Here is a 15,131-nt window from a genome sequence, read left to right as displayed (position 1 = left end):
GGAAGCCGGATAGTCATTCACGCTGTGTGTTGATCCAATTGTTCAAGGAAGAGAGTGACATGATGCTGAAAACTGCGATCGTCGAGATTAGTAAGAAGTACAAGGTTTATACCGAGCATTATCTCAACGCCACCGCCGACAAGACCATTATTCTGGTCAATGGCTCGCTGGCAACGACCGCATCTTTTGCCCAGACAGTGCGCTACCTGCGGCCACGCTTCAACGTAGTCCTCTACGATCAGCCCTACGCCGGTCAATCGAAACAACACAACCAGCACGACCAGCCGATCCGCAAGGAAGACGAGGCCGCAATCCTGCTGGAGTTGATCGAGCACTTTCGCGCGCAGCATGTGATGTCCTTTTCCTGGGGCGGGGCGGCGACCTTGCTGGCGCTGGCGCAGCATCCGCGCCGAATCGAAAAGGCAGTGATCAGTTCATTCGCCGCACGGATCAACACACCGATGCGTGATTATCTGGAGAGCGGCCGGAATTTTCTTCAAGCCTGCGATCGGCGCAATGTCGGGCGCTTGATCAACAGTACTATCGGCAAACATCTTCCGTCGCTGTTCAAGCGTTTCAATGAGCGCCATGTCAGCAGCCTGGACGAACACGAGTACCGGCAGATGCATTTTCACGTCAATGAGGTGCTGACCCAGGACACTCACTGCTACGTTTCCTGTGCCGATGCCATCGAAGTTCCGCTGCTGTTTATCAACGGCGAACGGGATGAATACACCTCGGTGGAAGACGCCCGTCTTTTTGCGGCTCATAGCCGTCAGGCTCAATTTCAGACCATCAAGAACGCCGGGCACTTCCTCGATATGGAACATCCGACGGCCTGGAATGACACCCAGCAGGCCTTGCTGGGCTTTCTGCAGCCGGTCGCCAAAATACCCAGCCAGCCCCGTGACCTGACATTCAGTAGCAAAGCGTCAGTGATTCCGCCCCTTCAGTCAGCTAACTGGGTGCGGCTTTAACTGGCGCAGCAACTCGATCTGATCTGCCGGGACCAGGGTGCGCAGGGCTTTATACAGCGCGCGGGTTTCAAGCAGGTTCCAGACGCGCAGCATGGTTTCCAGGGCATCCAGTGGCTTGCTGATGAAGTCTTTGGCGCCCAGGGCCAGCGCGCGCAGCCGGGTGTCGCGGGTGGCGTCAGCGGTTAGCACGAGGATCGGCAGGTATTCGCCGGTCGGGATGCGCCGGTTGAGTTGTTCCAGCACGGCAAAGCCGTCGAACTCCGGCATGTGCAGGTCGAGAATTACCAGGTCAGGTTCGAAGCTGTTAAACAGGTCCAGGGTTCGCAGCGGCTGAGTGCTGCTCAGTACATTGGTCAGCCCTTCGCGGACAAGCAGTTGCTCCATCAAATCGAGGTTGGGCCGTTGGTCGTCGATGATCAGAATACGCAGGTCGGTGTTCACACGGGCTCCGGTAGGTGCTGGTCAAGATGGGCGAGGAATGAAGGGATGTGAATCGGCTTGGTCAGCACCGCCGTCGCTCCCGCTTCCAGTAACGCCAGATGAGTGAGGTCGCTGGCATCGGCGGTGATCATCAGCACCGGAATGGCACGGGTGATGGACGACTGGCGCAAGCGTTGCAGAACATTGAAACCATCCAGATCCGGCAGCGCCACGTCGAGCAAAATCAGCTGCGGCGCATGTTGACGAGCCAGGTCCAGACCCATTTGCCCCTGCATGCTTGAGAGCAATTGGATGTGCGGCCGTCGTTGCAGCAGGGTTTCGATCAGGGCCAGGCTCGAGAGATTGTCTTCGATGCACAGCACTTTACCCTGATAATTAGGAGCGCTGAGGGCGGCCGTGACCGCTGGGTGGCTGATTCGTGCAACCGGTGGCTCGGTGACTGGCTGCAGGCGCACGAAGGGCAGTTCCAGGGTGAAACTGGAGCTTGCGCCGGGCTGGCTTTTGACGGTCAGGCTGCCGTTCATCATTTCCAGCAGACTCTTGCTCAAGGCCAGGCCAAGGCCGGTGCCTTCCACGTTTGGATCGGTCTCCAGGCGCTCGAACGGCTTGAACAGTTGCTCCAGTCGATCGGCCGCAATGCCCTTGCCGGTATCGCAGACCGACACGGCAATTCGCTGTTGAATGACCCTGACTTCGATGTGCACCTGACCCTGAGGCCGGTTGTATTTGATCGCGTTGGACAACAGGTTCAGCAGCACCTGAACCAAGCGTTGCCGATCAGCGACGATCCCGCTATCAGCGGCCAGCATTGGCAACTCAACCAGCTGAATGCCGGCGTCGCAGGCCATGGGAGAAACCAGCGTCAGGGCTTCTTGCAGCACCACCGTCAAGGGAACGGCTTCAACATTCAGCGGCAGGCGTCCGGCCTCTATCTTGGCGATATCCAGCACCTCGTTGATCAGGGTCAGCAGGTGTTGCCCGGCCCGCAGAATGTGACCGATCTGCGCCCGCTGTCCCTTGGGCGAGTCCATGTCCAGCAGTTGTGCGAAGCCGAGAATAGAGTTGAGCGGGGTACGCAGTTCGTGGCTCATGCGCGACAGGAATTCGCTTTTGGCGCGGCTGGCGCGTTCGGCTTCTTCCCGTGCAGTGCTCAGTGCTATCTCGGCCACACGGCGATCAGTGATGTCGCGGGTGATCTTGGAGAATCCGCGCAGGGCGCCACTGCTGTCGTATTGCGCGGTAATCACCACGCTGGCCCAGAAGCGGCTGCCATCCTTGCGGCAACGCCACGCCTCTTCCATGTAATGACCGTCGCGAGTGGCCTCGCGCAGCGCCATGTCGGGATGCTGCGGGCATTCTTGCGACAGATAAAACACCGAGAAATGCTGGCCAACGATTTCCTGCTCCGTGTAGCCCTTGATCCGTTCGGCGCCCGCATTCCAACTGGTAACGAAGCCCCGTGTGTCGAGGGCGAAAATACCGTAGTCCTTCACCCCGTCGATGATCAGCCGCAGGCGTTCTTCGTTGTCGCGCAACGCCCGTTCACGTTCGGCCAGCAACAGCCCGGCTTCGACCAGACGAGTGCCCAGTTGACCAATCTCATCGTTCTCCGGCGGTTGCGGCAGTAATGGCTGACCGAGTGCCAGCCGTTGCGCGTTGCCCTGGACCTGTTTAACCCGGGCGACGATGCCTTTGGACAGAAACAGTACCGCCACAATGGCGCCAAACAGTCCGCAAGCAGCGGCCAGCAGGGTGGAGAACAACAAACGCTGTCGAGTGGAGGCGGCCGCTGCGGTGCGCTCGGCCAGCAGCGTGTCTTCAAGGGTGCGCATGGCGCTGATGCGTTCGCGCAATTCGTCGAGGATGTGCTTGTTATTGATCAGGATCGTGGTGATCGACTCGGGTGTGGCGTTGCGATCATCGAGCAGCTCAACCAGGCCCTCGACCTTGGTATCGATCAGCGGCGTGATGACCGCCAGATGTTTGCGCACCCGCTCATCACGAACGTTGCTGTCGAGCCGTCGCAGGGCGGACTCGATCAAGGGCTTGGCTTGTCGATAACCCGGCAGGAAATCCTCGCGGCGGGTCAGCAGATAACCGCGCACGCTGGCGGCAGCCTCGGCGAGCAGCGTGTGCACCGCCTGAATGTCGCCTTGTACCAGCAGCACCCGGCGCACGTCCTCTTCCGCGCGTGCGGTCTGACGCTCGGTGATGTAGATCAGCACCAGCGAGAGCATCAGGATCACCAACGGCAGGGAAATCACCACGAGGGCTTTGCCGCGTAACGGCAGATCGGCCCAGCGTCGAGCGCTTGAAACCTTCATGACTGGGTCACCAGACCCAAGGCGATGCCACGGACAGCGGCCTGGGTTCGGTCGGCGGCCCCGAGTTTACCGATGACCCGTTCCACGTGGGCCTTGGCCGTTCCCGTGGTGATGCCGAGCTCTTCACCGATTTCACGGTTGCTGAAACCGCTGGCCACCAATCCGAGGACCTGGCGTTCGCGGGCAGTCAAGGTTTCGGCAGGGGCGGCGCCACTGGCGTTGCGTTCGGTCATGCGCCGTAGCAGACGGGCGCTCACGGCGCTATTGAGGGCTTCCTCACCCGCGGCGACGCGTTGCAGGGCGTTGATCACTTCATCGCGGCTGGCGTCTTTGAGCAGGTAACCCACGGCACCGGCATTCATCGCCGCTTCCAGGTGATCCGGGCTGTCGTCCATGGTGAAGATCACCACTTTCAGGGCCGGCAGCCGCTGCTGAAGAATCCGCGCCGCGCCCAACCCGTTGAGCACGGGCATGCGAATGTCGAGGATGACGATGTCGGGTAGCAGACGTTCGCACACGTCTACCGCTTCCTGGCCATCGCGGGCCTGGCCGACCACTTCGAATTGCGGATGACCCGCCAGCAGCGCGACGAAGCCGGTTCGGGTGACCTCATGATCGTCCGCCAGAACCAGACGTAAAACTTCAGTCATTGAGCTGTTCCATTGAGGTCGGAAGGGACGGTGGCGCGCAGTTGTGTTCCGCGGTGCGCATGGCTGACGCAGGTGAAATCACCGCCCAGCAGGCTCGCACGTTCCTGCATCGCCGCGAGCCCGAGGTGCCGGGCGCCGCAGGTGTCGAGTCGTTGTTCCATGGCAAAGCCTTTGCCGTTGTCGTCCACCCGCAGCGAGGCCTGTCCTTCGTGCAACTCCAGCGCCAATACGACGTGGCTGGCCTGTGCATGTTTGAGAATATTGTTGATGCCTTCCTGGGCGATCCGGAACAGGGCGATCTCCACCTGGCTGGGCAGGCGTGCTTCACAACGCGTGCTCCAGTTCACTTTGATCCCGGCGTCACGCAGGCGATCCGCTTCTTTGTCGACCGCCTTCAGCAAGCCAAAGTCGTCGAGCACCGTGGGGCGCAGGCCGCTGATCAATTGCCGGCCTTCACCGACGCAATGCTGGGCCAACGCAAGAATCGTTTGTAGGTCCGCGCCGAGTTCGTCGGGCAGTGGCGGGCAGCGGCCGGCAAAACCTTGCAGGCGCTGATGCAGCCCGGCGAGGGTTTGCGCCAAACCGTCGTGCAGGTCGTAAGCCATGCGTTTGCGTTCGTCTTCCTGAGCTCTGAACAGCCGATGCACCAGATCGGACATGGTGCGCTCGCGGGCGACCAAGGCGTCGAGTAACCGCTGGTTTTCCAGGTGCGCGGCCAGCAGGGTGGCGAGCAATTGCAGGGATTCGATGTCCTCGGTGTCCGGTGCACTGATGCTGACGCTGTTGGCCAGCACCAACGCACCGAAGGCCGCGCCATCGCCATCGCGCAAAGGCACCCGCAGCACATTGGGCAGGATCGCGCTCGGCTGTTCCTGCCATTGCGGAGTGCGCATCGCGGTATCGGCGAGGTGTTCGAGACTGTTTAAACGATCACGGCTGCCATGACTGGCGGTGGTCCTGACCTGCGCATCCACACCCCATTCCAGCAGTAGCGCGTGGTCCATCGCGAGGAAGGCACAGGCCCGTTGCAGCACACGTTGGCGCATGGCCTCGGGGGCCAGTTGCGTCAGTTCCTGGCCGGTATCCACCAGCAGCCGCAGCCGTGCCGCGCGACTTTGCGATTGCCGATATTGGGTGCGAATGGCCAGGGCGCTACCGGGGTCGTGATCAGGGTTTTGCATGGACAGATTCCGGCGCAGACACGCCCGTTCGGGCAGGGGCGTCATTAAACCTTGTTGACGGGGCAGGGCGCTATCTGCCGAATGGCATAGGCAAATGACTCCGGTTGGCCGATGGCGGACGGCGTTTCGAGCGGCACAGTGTGGCCATCGACCACCATTGGAATAGCGCAATGAAATTCAAGACCTCAACCATCGCCCTGTTGTTCGCCCTGACCGCCCCGTTGGCCCAGGCGTTAGAGGCAGTGCCTTACGTTTACAGCAGCGTGGCCGAACAGCCCGGTAACGTGAAGGATCGTGAAATTGCCGCGTTGTTTGATCAATGGAATAGCGCATTAAAGAGCGGCAATGTTCAAAGCGTGGTCGATCTGTACGCGCCGAACGCCGTGCTGCAGCCGACGGTTTCCAATAAGGTGCGCACCACGCCGGCGCAGATCAAGGACTACTTCGATCACTTCATGGCGCTCAAGCCGGTGGGGCAGATCAACTACCGTGAGATCCGTCCATTGGGCACCAACGTGGCCATGGACAGTGGCGTCTACACCTTTTTCCTGACCGAGGCCGATGGCAAGACCCGTCAGGTGCAGGCCCGTTACACCTTCGTCTATGAACAAGTGGGCGGTCAGTGGAAGATTCTCAACCACCACTCTTCGGCGATGCCGCAAGCGCAGGTGCTGCACGCCGGGAAATAACTACGTCTTCGACGCCTGATCGTGGTTAAGCACAATCCCTGTGGGAGCGGGCTTGCTCGCGAAAGCGGTGTATCAGTCAAGATTGATGTCGACTGACACTCCCTCTTCGAGAGCAAGCCCGCTCCCACAGGGTCCGTGTCTTAACTGACTGATTGTGTGCTCAATTCAACGCCAGGTCGTCCACAGGCTGCTGCCCGCGGGCTAGCGCGGCACGTTGCAACTGGCTGGCGATCAGGGTGTTTTTCAGCAGATAGGCAATGGTCATCGGCCCGACGCCACCGGGCACCGGGGTGATCGCACGGGCGACGGTGCGGGCGCTGGCGTAATCGACATCGCCCACCAGACGGTTGCCGGACTCGCTGGCGATGCGGTTGATGCCGACATCGATCACCACCGCACCGGGCTTGAGCCAGCTGGCGTCGATCAACTCTGGTCGGCCCACCGCCGCGACCACGATATCTGCCAACCGGCACAACGCCGGGGCATCGACGCTGCGTGAATGCACCACGCTGACCGAGCAATTGGCCTGCAACAGCAAGGTTGCCATCGGCTTGCCGACAATGTTCGAACGGCCGATAACCACCGCGTGCAAACCGCTCAAGTCAGCACCGCAGGTTTCGCGCAGCAGGCGCATGCAGCCGCTGGGCGTGCACGGGGTCAGAACCTCGAAGCCTTGCACCAGCCCGCCGACGTTTTCCCGATGAAAACCATCCACGTCCTTGATCGGGTCGATGGCATGAATCACTGCTTGTTCATCGATAGCATCCGGCAAGGGTAGTTGCACCAGGATGCCATTCACCGTGGGATCGGCATTGAGTTGCGCAATCAATTCCAGCACCTGGGCCTGGCTGGCGGTTTCCGGCAGACGGTATTCAAGGGAACGGATGCCGACTTCCTTGGCACGCAGCAGTTTGTTGCGCACATAAACGTGGCTGGCCGGGTCGTCGCCGACCAACAGGACCGCCAGGGCGGGATAGATCTGCTGGCCGGCCAAGGCCAGAACCTCTTCCCGGACCTCGTCGAGAACCTGGGCAGAAATGGCTTTGCCGTCGATATCGCGGGCAAATGCAGGGGGGCTGCTGATCAAAAGAGTCACCGTTGTCTTGATTGAAAGGGGTGAAGTGATCACCGCGTCTTCGCGCGCCGATGATCCATCAGAGACATGCAGGCAAGGGGGCTCAGATTATCAGGTGAGGGCAGGCGAATACGACAAAAGATCGCATTCGGCCGCTACAGGGATCGCATTTGATCCTCCTTGCGGGTCAAGATCAGACTCAACAGCACCGAAGTCAGAATGATCCCGCCAACAACGGCCAGCGACCATTCAACCGGCATGTGAAGCCACGGTATCAGCGTCATCTTGGCGCCAATGAACACCAGCACGATCGCCAAACCGTATTTGACCAGGTGGAAGCGGTCAGCCATGTCGGCCAGCAGGAAGTACAGGGCACGCAGGCCCATGATCGCGAAGATGTTCGACGTGAACACAATGAACGGATCGGTGGTGATGGCGAAGATCGCCGGGATGCTGTCGACCGCAAACATCAGGTCGCTGGCCTCGATCAGCACCAGCACCAGAAACATCGGCGTCACCCAGTGCCGACCGTCTTGCACCACAAAAAAACGTTCGCCATGAAACTCATTGGTGACGCGCAGATGGCTGCGTATCCAGCGTAATAAAGGGTTTTTATCGAGGTCTGGCTGCTGATGGGCGAATGTCAGCATTTTGATCCCGGTGATGATCAGGAACACACCGAACACATACAGCAGCCACGCGAACTGCGACACCAGCCACACGCCGGCGAAAATCATCGCCCCCCGCATCACGATTGCCCCAAGCACACCGTACAGCAACACTCGGCGCTGCAACTCTGGCGGTACGGCGAAGTAGCCGAAAATCATCACGAAGACGAACATGTTGTCGATCGACAGCGACAGCTCGATGAAATAACCCGTGAGGAATTCCAGCATTTTGCGCTGGGCGATTTCGGGCCCGAACTCGCCATTCAAGTACCACCGGAGCAATCCGGCGAAGACCAGCGCCAGCGCGCACCAGGCAATTACCCAGCACGTCGCCTCGCGCACCGATACCCGATGCGCCTTGCGCCCGCCGAAGACAAACAGATCCAAAGCCAGCATGGCGACGACGAAGACGATGAAGGCGACCCACATCCAGGGTTCACCAATGTTCAGGGGTTGCATGTCGTTCTCCCTGTCTGGAGGTGTTCTGGAGCCGACGGAGTCATGCTAACGGGGAGATTGCAGCGAAGAAAAATCGAATATTCCTTACCAATAATTCGTTATTTACGAAGTGTCGCTGATGATTCTCAGCGAGATGCAGCTTTGCTGGCGGAAAAGTGGCGAGGCTGCTGGGGTGCAAACTCGCCGCGAGCGCTGACCGCCGCATGCACTTTTAAGGAGCCATGCCTGACAACTTGCACCAGTGCGAAGCGGTTTCCTGAGCTACTCCTTCCTTTTGTTCCAACGTCTGCCCACCCGCTCGCGGGGGCCTGCAAAGTTGACTCGCGCCTGATGAGACCCGCCTGGGGCGCGGTCTTTATCACCTTCTCCCATCGTTCAGAGGTCGGTTTTCCCGAACTGAGGAAGTCATACACCGCAGTCTGGCACAAAGGCTGCATTCTCCCTTCAGCAACATCTGAAAAAGATGGGCAGCCCACTCGATCAACGGAGATCGACCGGCCGAGCAGGTCGTGGGCAACATCGGTGGATCAGGCGAAGGCGCCAGGTCGAACACCGCGAAGAACAGGCAAAGACGCCTGAAACCGAGAGGTTTCAGGCGTTTTTTTTTGCTTTTTTAACCGTGATTGGCTTTGGCTGGGTGCTTACTATGAATTCCAATGTTGCCGCGTTGAACAAACTGCAAACACTGATCGTGATCGGCAATGGCATGGTCGGACATCATTGTGTCGAGCAGCTCATCGAGCGCGGCGCCCTTGACCACTATCGCCTGCATGTCTTCAGCGAAGAGCCGATGCGTGCCTACGACCGTGTGCATCTGTCCGAGTATTTCGGTGGTCGCGATGCCGAGTCGCTGGCTCTGGGCGAAGCCTCTCTGTACCAGACGCCGGGCGTCACCCTGCATTTGGGCGTGCCCGTGCTGGAAATCGACCGGGCGCGACGCCAGGTGATCACCGCACAAGGTTGCGTCGCTTACGACAAACTGGTTCTGGCCACCGGCTCTTATCCTTTCGTGCCGCCTATTGAAGGTGCGGCAGGTGATTCGCGCCTGGTCTATCGCACCCTTGAAGACCTCGACGCGATTCGTGCCGCGGCGGCCAATGCCCGGCGCGGCGTGGTGGTCGGCGGTGGCCTGCTCGGTCTGGAAGCGGCCAACGCCCTGAAAAGCCTGGGCCTGGAAGCGCATGTGGTGGAATTTGCCCCCCGCCTGATGCCGGTGCAGCTGGACGAGCAGGGTGGCTTGGCGTTGAAAGCGCAAATCGAGCGACTCGGCGTGGGTGTGCATCTGTCCCGTGGCACGCAGTCGATCAGTGCCGGCGAGCAGTACCGCTACCGGATGAATTTTGGCAATGATGAATTCCTCGAAGCCGACCTGATCGTGTTCTCCGCCGGCATCCGCGCGCAAGACGCGCTGGCCCGCCAATGTGCGCTGGACATCGGTCCGCGTGGCGGCGTGGTGATTGACGATCAGTGCCTGACCAGCGATCCGAATATCTATGCCATCGGCGAGTGCGCCGCCTGGAATGGCAGCCTCTTCGGTCTGGTCGCCCCCGGTTACCAGATGGCCCGGGGCGTCGCGTCCCTGCTGTGTGATCAAATCGCGGAGCCATTCCAGGGCGCTGACATGTCGACCAAGCTCAAACTGCTCGGCGTCGATGTCGGCTCCATCGGCGATGCTCACGCCCAGACGCCGGGTGCGCGCAGCTATCAGTTCATCGACGAAGCGACGGCCAGCTACCGCCGCCTGGTGGTGGATGCTGACAGCAAACGCGTGCTCGGCGCGGTGTTGGTCGGCGACAACAGCTATTACGACACCCTGTTGCAATACATGCAGAACGGCATTGCTTTGCCGTCGGAACCGGCCAGCCTGATCCTGCCATCGTCCACCGGCGCGCCAACCCTGGGCCCGGGCGCGTTGCCTGAGGCGGCGACGGTGTGTTCGTGCCATAACGTCACCAAGGGCTCGATCTGCTCGGCCATCGACGGTGGCTGCACCGACCTCGGCCTGCTCAAGTCGCAGACCAAGGCTTGCACCGGTTGCGGTGGTTGCGCCGGGCTGCTCAAGCAAGTGTTCGAACATGAATTGATTGCCCGTGGCGTCAGTGTCGACAAGAGCCTGTGCGAACACTTCGCTTACACCCGTCAGGAGCTTTATGCGCTGGTGCGGGTAGAAGGGGTGATCACCTTCGAAGAACTGCTGGCCAAGCACGGTCGCGGCCACACCGGTTGCGACGTGTGCAAACCGGCGGTGGGCTCGATTCTCGCCTCGTGCTGGAACCAGCCGATCATGGACGCCTCGCTGGTGCCGTTGCAGGACACCAACGACACCTTCATGGCCAACATGCAGAAAAACGGCACCTATTCGGTGGTGCCGCGCATCGCCGGGGGCGAGATCACCGCCGACAAGCTGATTGCGATTGGCGTGGTGGCGAAGAAATACGACCTCTACACCAAAATCACCGGCGGCCAGCGGATTGACCTGTTCGGCGCGCAGTTGCATCAGTTGCCGGACATCTGGTCCGAGCTGATTGAGGCCGGTTTCGAAACCGGGCATGCCTATGGCAAATCGACCCGCACGGTGAAGTCTTGCGTGGGCAGCACCTGGTGCCGTTATGGCGTGCAGGACAGCGTGAAAATGGCCCTGACCCTCGAGGATCGCTACAAAGGCCTGCGCTCGCCGCACAAGCTCAAGTTCGCGGTCTCCGGTTGCACCCGTGAATGTGCCGAGGCGCAGAGCAAAGACGTGGGCGTGATCGCCACCGAGAACGGCTGGAACCTCTACGTGGCCGGTAACGGCGGCATGCGTCCGCGTCATGCCGAGCTGTTCGCCACCGACCTCGACGATGAAACCCTGATCCGTTACATCGACCGGTTCCTGATGTTCTACATCCGCACCGCCGACAAATTGCAGCGCACCTCGGTCTGGCGCGAAAGCCTGGAGGGCGGCCTGGATTACATCAAGGACGTGGTCATCAACGACAGCCTGGGCCTCGGCGCGGAACTCGAATCGCAGATGCAACTGGTGGTCAATCGCTACGAATGCGAATGGGCCAACACCCTCAAAGACCCGGAAAAACTTAAGCGCTTCCGCACCTTCGTCAACGATCAACGCCCGGACCCGGACATCCATTTTGTTCAGGAACGCGGTCAACGCCGGCCGATCATGGCCGCCGAACTCAACCTTATCCCTGTCACCGAGGAGAATGCCTGATGAGTCAGTCCAATACCCAGCGTGTCAACGCGCTTGCCACGGCGGCCAATGCTCAAGCCTGGCAGGCGGTGTGCAGCGAGCAGGATCTGGTCAGCAACTCCGGCGTCGTCGTCTGGCTCGACGGCGCGCAGGTGGCGCTGTTTTACTTGCCGCAGGCCGAAGGTCGCACTCTCTACGCCATCGACAACCATGATCCGCAATCCGGCGCGAACGTCATTGGCCGCGGACTGATCGGCAGCCTCAAGGGTGATCTGGTGGTGGCGTCGCCGATCTACAAACAGCATTTCCGTCTTGAGGACGGCAGTTGCCTGGAGTACCCGGAACAGCGTTTGCGCGTATGGCCGGTGCGCCTGAACGCCGGCGTCGTGGAAGTCGCGGCGGCTTGACTGCCGCCCTGAACCGTATCGGAGAACGTTGATGAAGACAGCCGCACAGTTGCTCAAACTGAAAGTCGTGCAAAACCAGCAGGTGCACAGCATTGCGCCGGATCAGATGGTCCTCGACGCCCTGAAAATGATGGCCGAGAAAAACGTCGGCGCGTTGCCCGTCATCGAGGATGGACAGGTGGTCGGCGTCATCAGCGAGCGCGACTATGCGCGCAAGGTGGTTCTACAGGGCCGTTCTTCGGTCGGTACGCCAGTGCGCGAGATCATGAGCGCGCCGGTGGTGACCGCCGACAGTCAGCAGAGCATCGAGCGCTGCATGGCGGTCATGACCGACAGTCATTTGCGCCATCTGCCTGTGCTGGAGAGCGGCGAACTGATCGGGCTGCTGTCGATCGGCGATCTGGTCAAGGAAGCCATCGTCGAGCAGGCCGATTTGATTCGGCAACTGGAGCATTACATTCGCGGGCACTGAGAACTTTGCGTTGCCGAATGACAAGACCAACGCGATAAGGCATACCACAGGTCGCTTAAAACGGCTTGAGTGGAAATAGGCCTAAGTGGAAATGATTGCCGGCATGTCCGAAGGCAACAGCAAGGTCATCAACCAGACCGCCTCGACCACCGATGAGCTGTCCACTTTGGCGGGCCAGCTTTCGCAGTCGGTGGATCGGTTTCGCCTTTGAGGCATGGGCTGGCCCCTGGATTGAGCGTAAGAAGGCCATGTCTACGGTGCAGTAGACATGGCCTTTTCGGTACAGACTTTAAGTCGGGTTCAATGCCCGTCAGCTCATCCAGTTGCCGCCATCGACGTTATAAGTTTGCGCCACGATGTACTCGCTCTCGGCCGATGCCAGGAAGATCGCCATACCGACAAGATCGTCTGCCGTGCCCATGCGTCCGTACGGGACTTCCTGACCCGCCAGCTTTTTCTTTTCCCCGAGCGGCCGGTTTTCATATTTTGCGAACAGCGCATCGACGCCATCCCAATGCTCACCGTCCACCACACCCGGTGCGATGGCATTCACATTGATCTTGTGGGGAATGAGATTGAGACCGGCCGATTGCGTGAGGCTGATCACCGCTGCTTTGGTCGCGCAATACACCGCGACAAGCGCTTCACCGCGCCGACCAGCCTGACTGGCCATGTTGATGATCTTGCCGCCATGACCCTGGCGGATCATCTGTTTGGCCGCGGCCTGCAGCGTGAACAGGGTGCCAGACACGTTGATCGAGAACAGCCGTTCGTAGCTCTCGCGAGAAATCTCGGTAATAGGCGCGAGATCAAACAGCGCCGCGTTGTTAATCAGGATATCGAGCTTGCCTGCGGTGGCGATGACCGTCGCGATGGCGCCGTCGATTGACTGCTGATCAGTCACGTCCATCTCGACCGCATAGGCATTCGGCCCCAGTTCGGCCGCGGTGGTTTGCGCGCGTTCCAGGTTGATGTCTGCGATCGCGACCGTAGCGCCTTCGCGGATATAGGCTTGCGCGAACGTTCTCCCGATGCCTCTGGCAGAACCGGTGATCAGGGCGCTTTTTCCTTCCAGACGTTTCATTTTTCCATCCATTCATTAGAGCTATAGAGACGCCCCCGTTGAGGGCATGGCAAGTCTGCGGAGAACCTATGTGGGAGCGGGCTTGCTCGCGAAGAGGCCGGCACATCCAACATTGATGCCGTCTGACACACCGCCTTCGCGAGCAAGCCCGCTCCCACAGTGATTGCACCAAGTCGTTACTACTTGGGGTAACCAGCGCGCTTCATCTCGCGATCGGTGGTTTGCTGGGCCGAGAGCAGGGCCTGCTCCACCGGCATCTGCCCGGTGAGCGCCGCAGAAAGAAGCTTGCCAACCGAGGTGCCGATGGCCTGGAACTCAGGAATGGTCACGTACTGGATACCGACGTAGGGCACGGGGTGGATTGACGGGTGCGCAGGGTCGGCGTTCTGCATCATTTTCAGCGTGACACTGGCGAAGGGCGCGGCCTGCAAGTAGGCGTCGCTGTAGGTGGACATCCGTGTGCCTGGCGGGACGTTGGTGATGCCATCCTTCTCGGCGACCAGTTGGATGTATTCCTTGGAGGTCGCCCAAGTCACAAAGGCTTTAGCGGCTTCCTTGTGTTTGGACGTCGCAGGGATCGCCAGCGACCAGGCATAGAGCCAGGACGAGCCCTTATCGGTGACTTGCGTGGGCGCTGCGACGAAGCCGACGTTGTCAGCCACTTTGCTTTGGGTTTTGTCGGTGATGAAGGAGCCGGCGACGCTGGCATCGACCCAGATCGCGCATTTGCCGCTGTTGAACAGGGCCAGCGTCTCGTTGAAGCCATTGCTCGAAACACCCGGCGGGCCGTACTGCTTGAGGGTGCTGACGTAGAAGTTGGCGGCGGCAGTCCATTCCGGCCCGGTGAGTTGCGGCTGCCACTGCTCGTTAAACCAGCGCGCGCCAAAAGCGTTGGACATGGTGGTCAGCAGGGCCATGTTTTCACCCCAACCGGCCTTGCCGCGCAGGCACATTCCATACTGCTCTTTATCCGGCTGATGCAGCTTGCCAGCGAACTCGCCGAGCTGCGTCCAGGTCGGGTGCTCGGGCATCGTTAGACCGGCGTCCTTGAACAAGTCGGTGCGGTAATAGGTGATGGTGCTTTCGCCATAAAACGGCAGGGCGTAGAGCGTGTCGTTGACTGACAGTCCCTGACGAACCGAGGGGAAAACATCCTCGAGATCATAGCTGGCGGGCAGATCTTTCACCGGTTCCAGCCAATGCTTGGCGCCCCACAGCGGTGTTTCGTAAGTGCCGATGGTGAGCACGTCGAATTGACCGCCCTGAGTGGCAATGTCAGTGGTCAGGCGCTGACGCAATACGTTCTCTTCGAGTACCACCCAGTTGAGCTTCACGTCCGGGTGCAGCTGTTCGAATGTTTTGGACAGCCGCTGCATGCGGATCATGTCGCTGTTGTTCACGGTGGCGATGGTCACCGTTTCGGCAGCCTGGCAGAGCAGGGCAGAGGACAGGCCGGCGGACAGAAAAAACGCGCTTGGAATGATCTTCATCGTGTTCTCCGCTCTGCGCCTTGGGCG

General features: G+C 60.1%; 13 protein-coding genes. 5 read left to right on the top strand and 8 right to left on the bottom strand.

Translation table 11 applies throughout. From position 1 onward, the window contains the following. Positions 1 to 59 precede the first annotated feature (59 nt). A complete protein-coding gene (locus AB7M29_RS19335; protein ID WP_448724311.1) occupies positions 60 to 977 on the top strand; it encodes an alpha/beta fold hydrolase in 918 nt (305 codons plus the stop codon). Here the strand turns inward: AB7M29_RS19335 and AB7M29_RS19330 are convergent. The 4 genes from AB7M29_RS19330 to AB7M29_RS19315 are packed head-to-tail and all read right to left on the bottom strand — an operon-like array spanning position 954 to position 5,573. Next, the gene (locus AB7M29_RS19330) at positions 954 to 1,418 is read right to left on the bottom strand and encodes a response regulator (protein ID WP_007901111.1); all 465 of its coding nucleotides are present in this window, start codon (positions 1,416 to 1,418) and stop codon (positions 954 to 956) included. The two genes, AB7M29_RS19335 and AB7M29_RS19330, sit on opposite strands and share 24 nt — an antisense overlap. Continuing rightward, positions 1,415 to 3,742 carry an ATP-binding protein gene (locus AB7M29_RS19325; protein ID WP_454247579.1) on the bottom strand — a complete coding sequence of 776 codons (2,328 nt, stop codon included), beginning with the start codon at positions 3,740 to 3,742 and terminating at the stop codon, positions 1,415 to 1,417. Before AB7M29_RS19325 ends, AB7M29_RS19330 begins: the two co-directional genes overlap by 4 nt. Then, entirely contained in the window at positions 3,739 to 4,392 is a 654-nt protein-coding gene (locus tag AB7M29_RS19320; protein WP_217855995.1) for a response regulator, read from the bottom strand. The genes AB7M29_RS19325 and AB7M29_RS19320 overlap by 4 nt, the downstream gene beginning before the upstream one ends. Then, positions 4,389 to 5,573 carry a sensor histidine kinase gene (locus AB7M29_RS19315; protein WP_454247578.1) on the bottom strand — a complete coding sequence of 395 codons (1,185 nt, stop codon included), beginning with the start codon at positions 5,571 to 5,573 and terminating at the stop codon, positions 4,389 to 4,391. The genes AB7M29_RS19320 and AB7M29_RS19315 overlap by 4 nt, the downstream gene beginning before the upstream one ends. Positions 5,574 to 5,743: 170 nt before the next feature. Here AB7M29_RS19315 and AB7M29_RS19310 point away from each other — a divergent pair, with 170 nt between their 5' ends. Further along, the gene (locus AB7M29_RS19310; protein WP_454247577.1) at positions 5,744 to 6,262 is read left to right on the top strand and encodes an SgcJ/EcaC family oxidoreductase; all 519 of its coding nucleotides are present in this window, start codon (positions 5,744 to 5,746) and stop codon (positions 6,260 to 6,262) included. A 160-nt stretch (positions 6,263 to 6,422) separates the two neighbouring features. Here AB7M29_RS19310 and folD read toward each other — a convergent pair whose 3' ends face one another. Next, on the bottom strand, positions 6,423 to 7,349 hold the full coding sequence (gene folD, locus AB7M29_RS19305) for a bifunctional methylenetetrahydrofolate dehydrogenase/methenyltetrahydrofolate cyclohydrolase FolD (protein ID WP_454247576.1): 927 nt from the start codon (positions 7,347 to 7,349) through the stop codon (positions 6,423 to 6,425). A gap of 143 nt (positions 7,350 to 7,492) precedes the next feature. Continuing rightward, on the bottom strand, positions 7,493 to 8,464 hold the full coding sequence (locus AB7M29_RS19300) for a TerC family protein (RefSeq protein WP_454247575.1): 972 nt from the start codon (positions 8,462 to 8,464) through the stop codon (positions 7,493 to 7,495). 646 nt (positions 8,465 to 9,110) lie between these two features. Here AB7M29_RS19300 and nirB point away from each other — a divergent pair. Genes nirB through AB7M29_RS19285 form a run of 3 tightly spaced genes read left to right on the top strand, consistent with a single transcriptional unit; the run spans position 9,111 to position 12,530 of the window. Continuing rightward, positions 9,111 to 11,672 carry a nitrite reductase large subunit NirB gene (gene nirB, locus AB7M29_RS19295; protein WP_454247574.1) on the top strand — a complete coding sequence of 854 codons (2,562 nt, stop codon included), beginning with the start codon at positions 9,111 to 9,113 and terminating at the stop codon, positions 11,670 to 11,672. Then, positions 11,672 to 12,058 (top strand): nitrite reductase small subunit NirD, encoded by a 387-nt coding sequence (gene nirD / locus AB7M29_RS19290; RefSeq protein ID WP_315865913.1) that lies wholly within the window; start codon positions 11,672 to 11,674, stop codon positions 12,056 to 12,058. Before nirB ends, nirD begins: the two co-directional genes overlap by 1 nt. Positions 12,059 to 12,089: 31 nt before the next feature. Then, the gene (locus tag AB7M29_RS19285) at positions 12,090 to 12,530 is read left to right on the top strand and encodes a CBS domain-containing protein (RefSeq protein WP_008071340.1); all 441 of its coding nucleotides are present in this window, start codon (positions 12,090 to 12,092) and stop codon (positions 12,528 to 12,530) included. A 310-nt stretch (positions 12,531 to 12,840) separates the two neighbouring features. Here the strand turns inward: AB7M29_RS19285 and AB7M29_RS19280 are convergent, their stop codons facing one another. Then, positions 12,841 to 13,614, bottom strand: a complete 774-nt coding sequence (locus tag AB7M29_RS19280; RefSeq protein ID WP_217855983.1) for an L-iditol 2-dehydrogenase — start codon at positions 13,612 to 13,614, stop codon at positions 12,841 to 12,843. A gap of 179 nt (positions 13,615 to 13,793) precedes the next feature. Beyond that, positions 13,794 to 15,104 carry an ABC transporter substrate-binding protein gene (locus AB7M29_RS19275; RefSeq protein ID WP_454247573.1) on the bottom strand — a complete coding sequence of 437 codons (1,311 nt, stop codon included), beginning with the start codon at positions 15,102 to 15,104 and terminating at the stop codon, positions 13,794 to 13,796. Positions 15,105 to 15,131: the final 27 nt, after the last annotated feature.

It is taken from the genome of Pseudomonas sp. F-14 TE3623, assembly GCF_053629015.1.
This window is presented reverse-complemented; position numbering and strand designations above follow the sequence as displayed.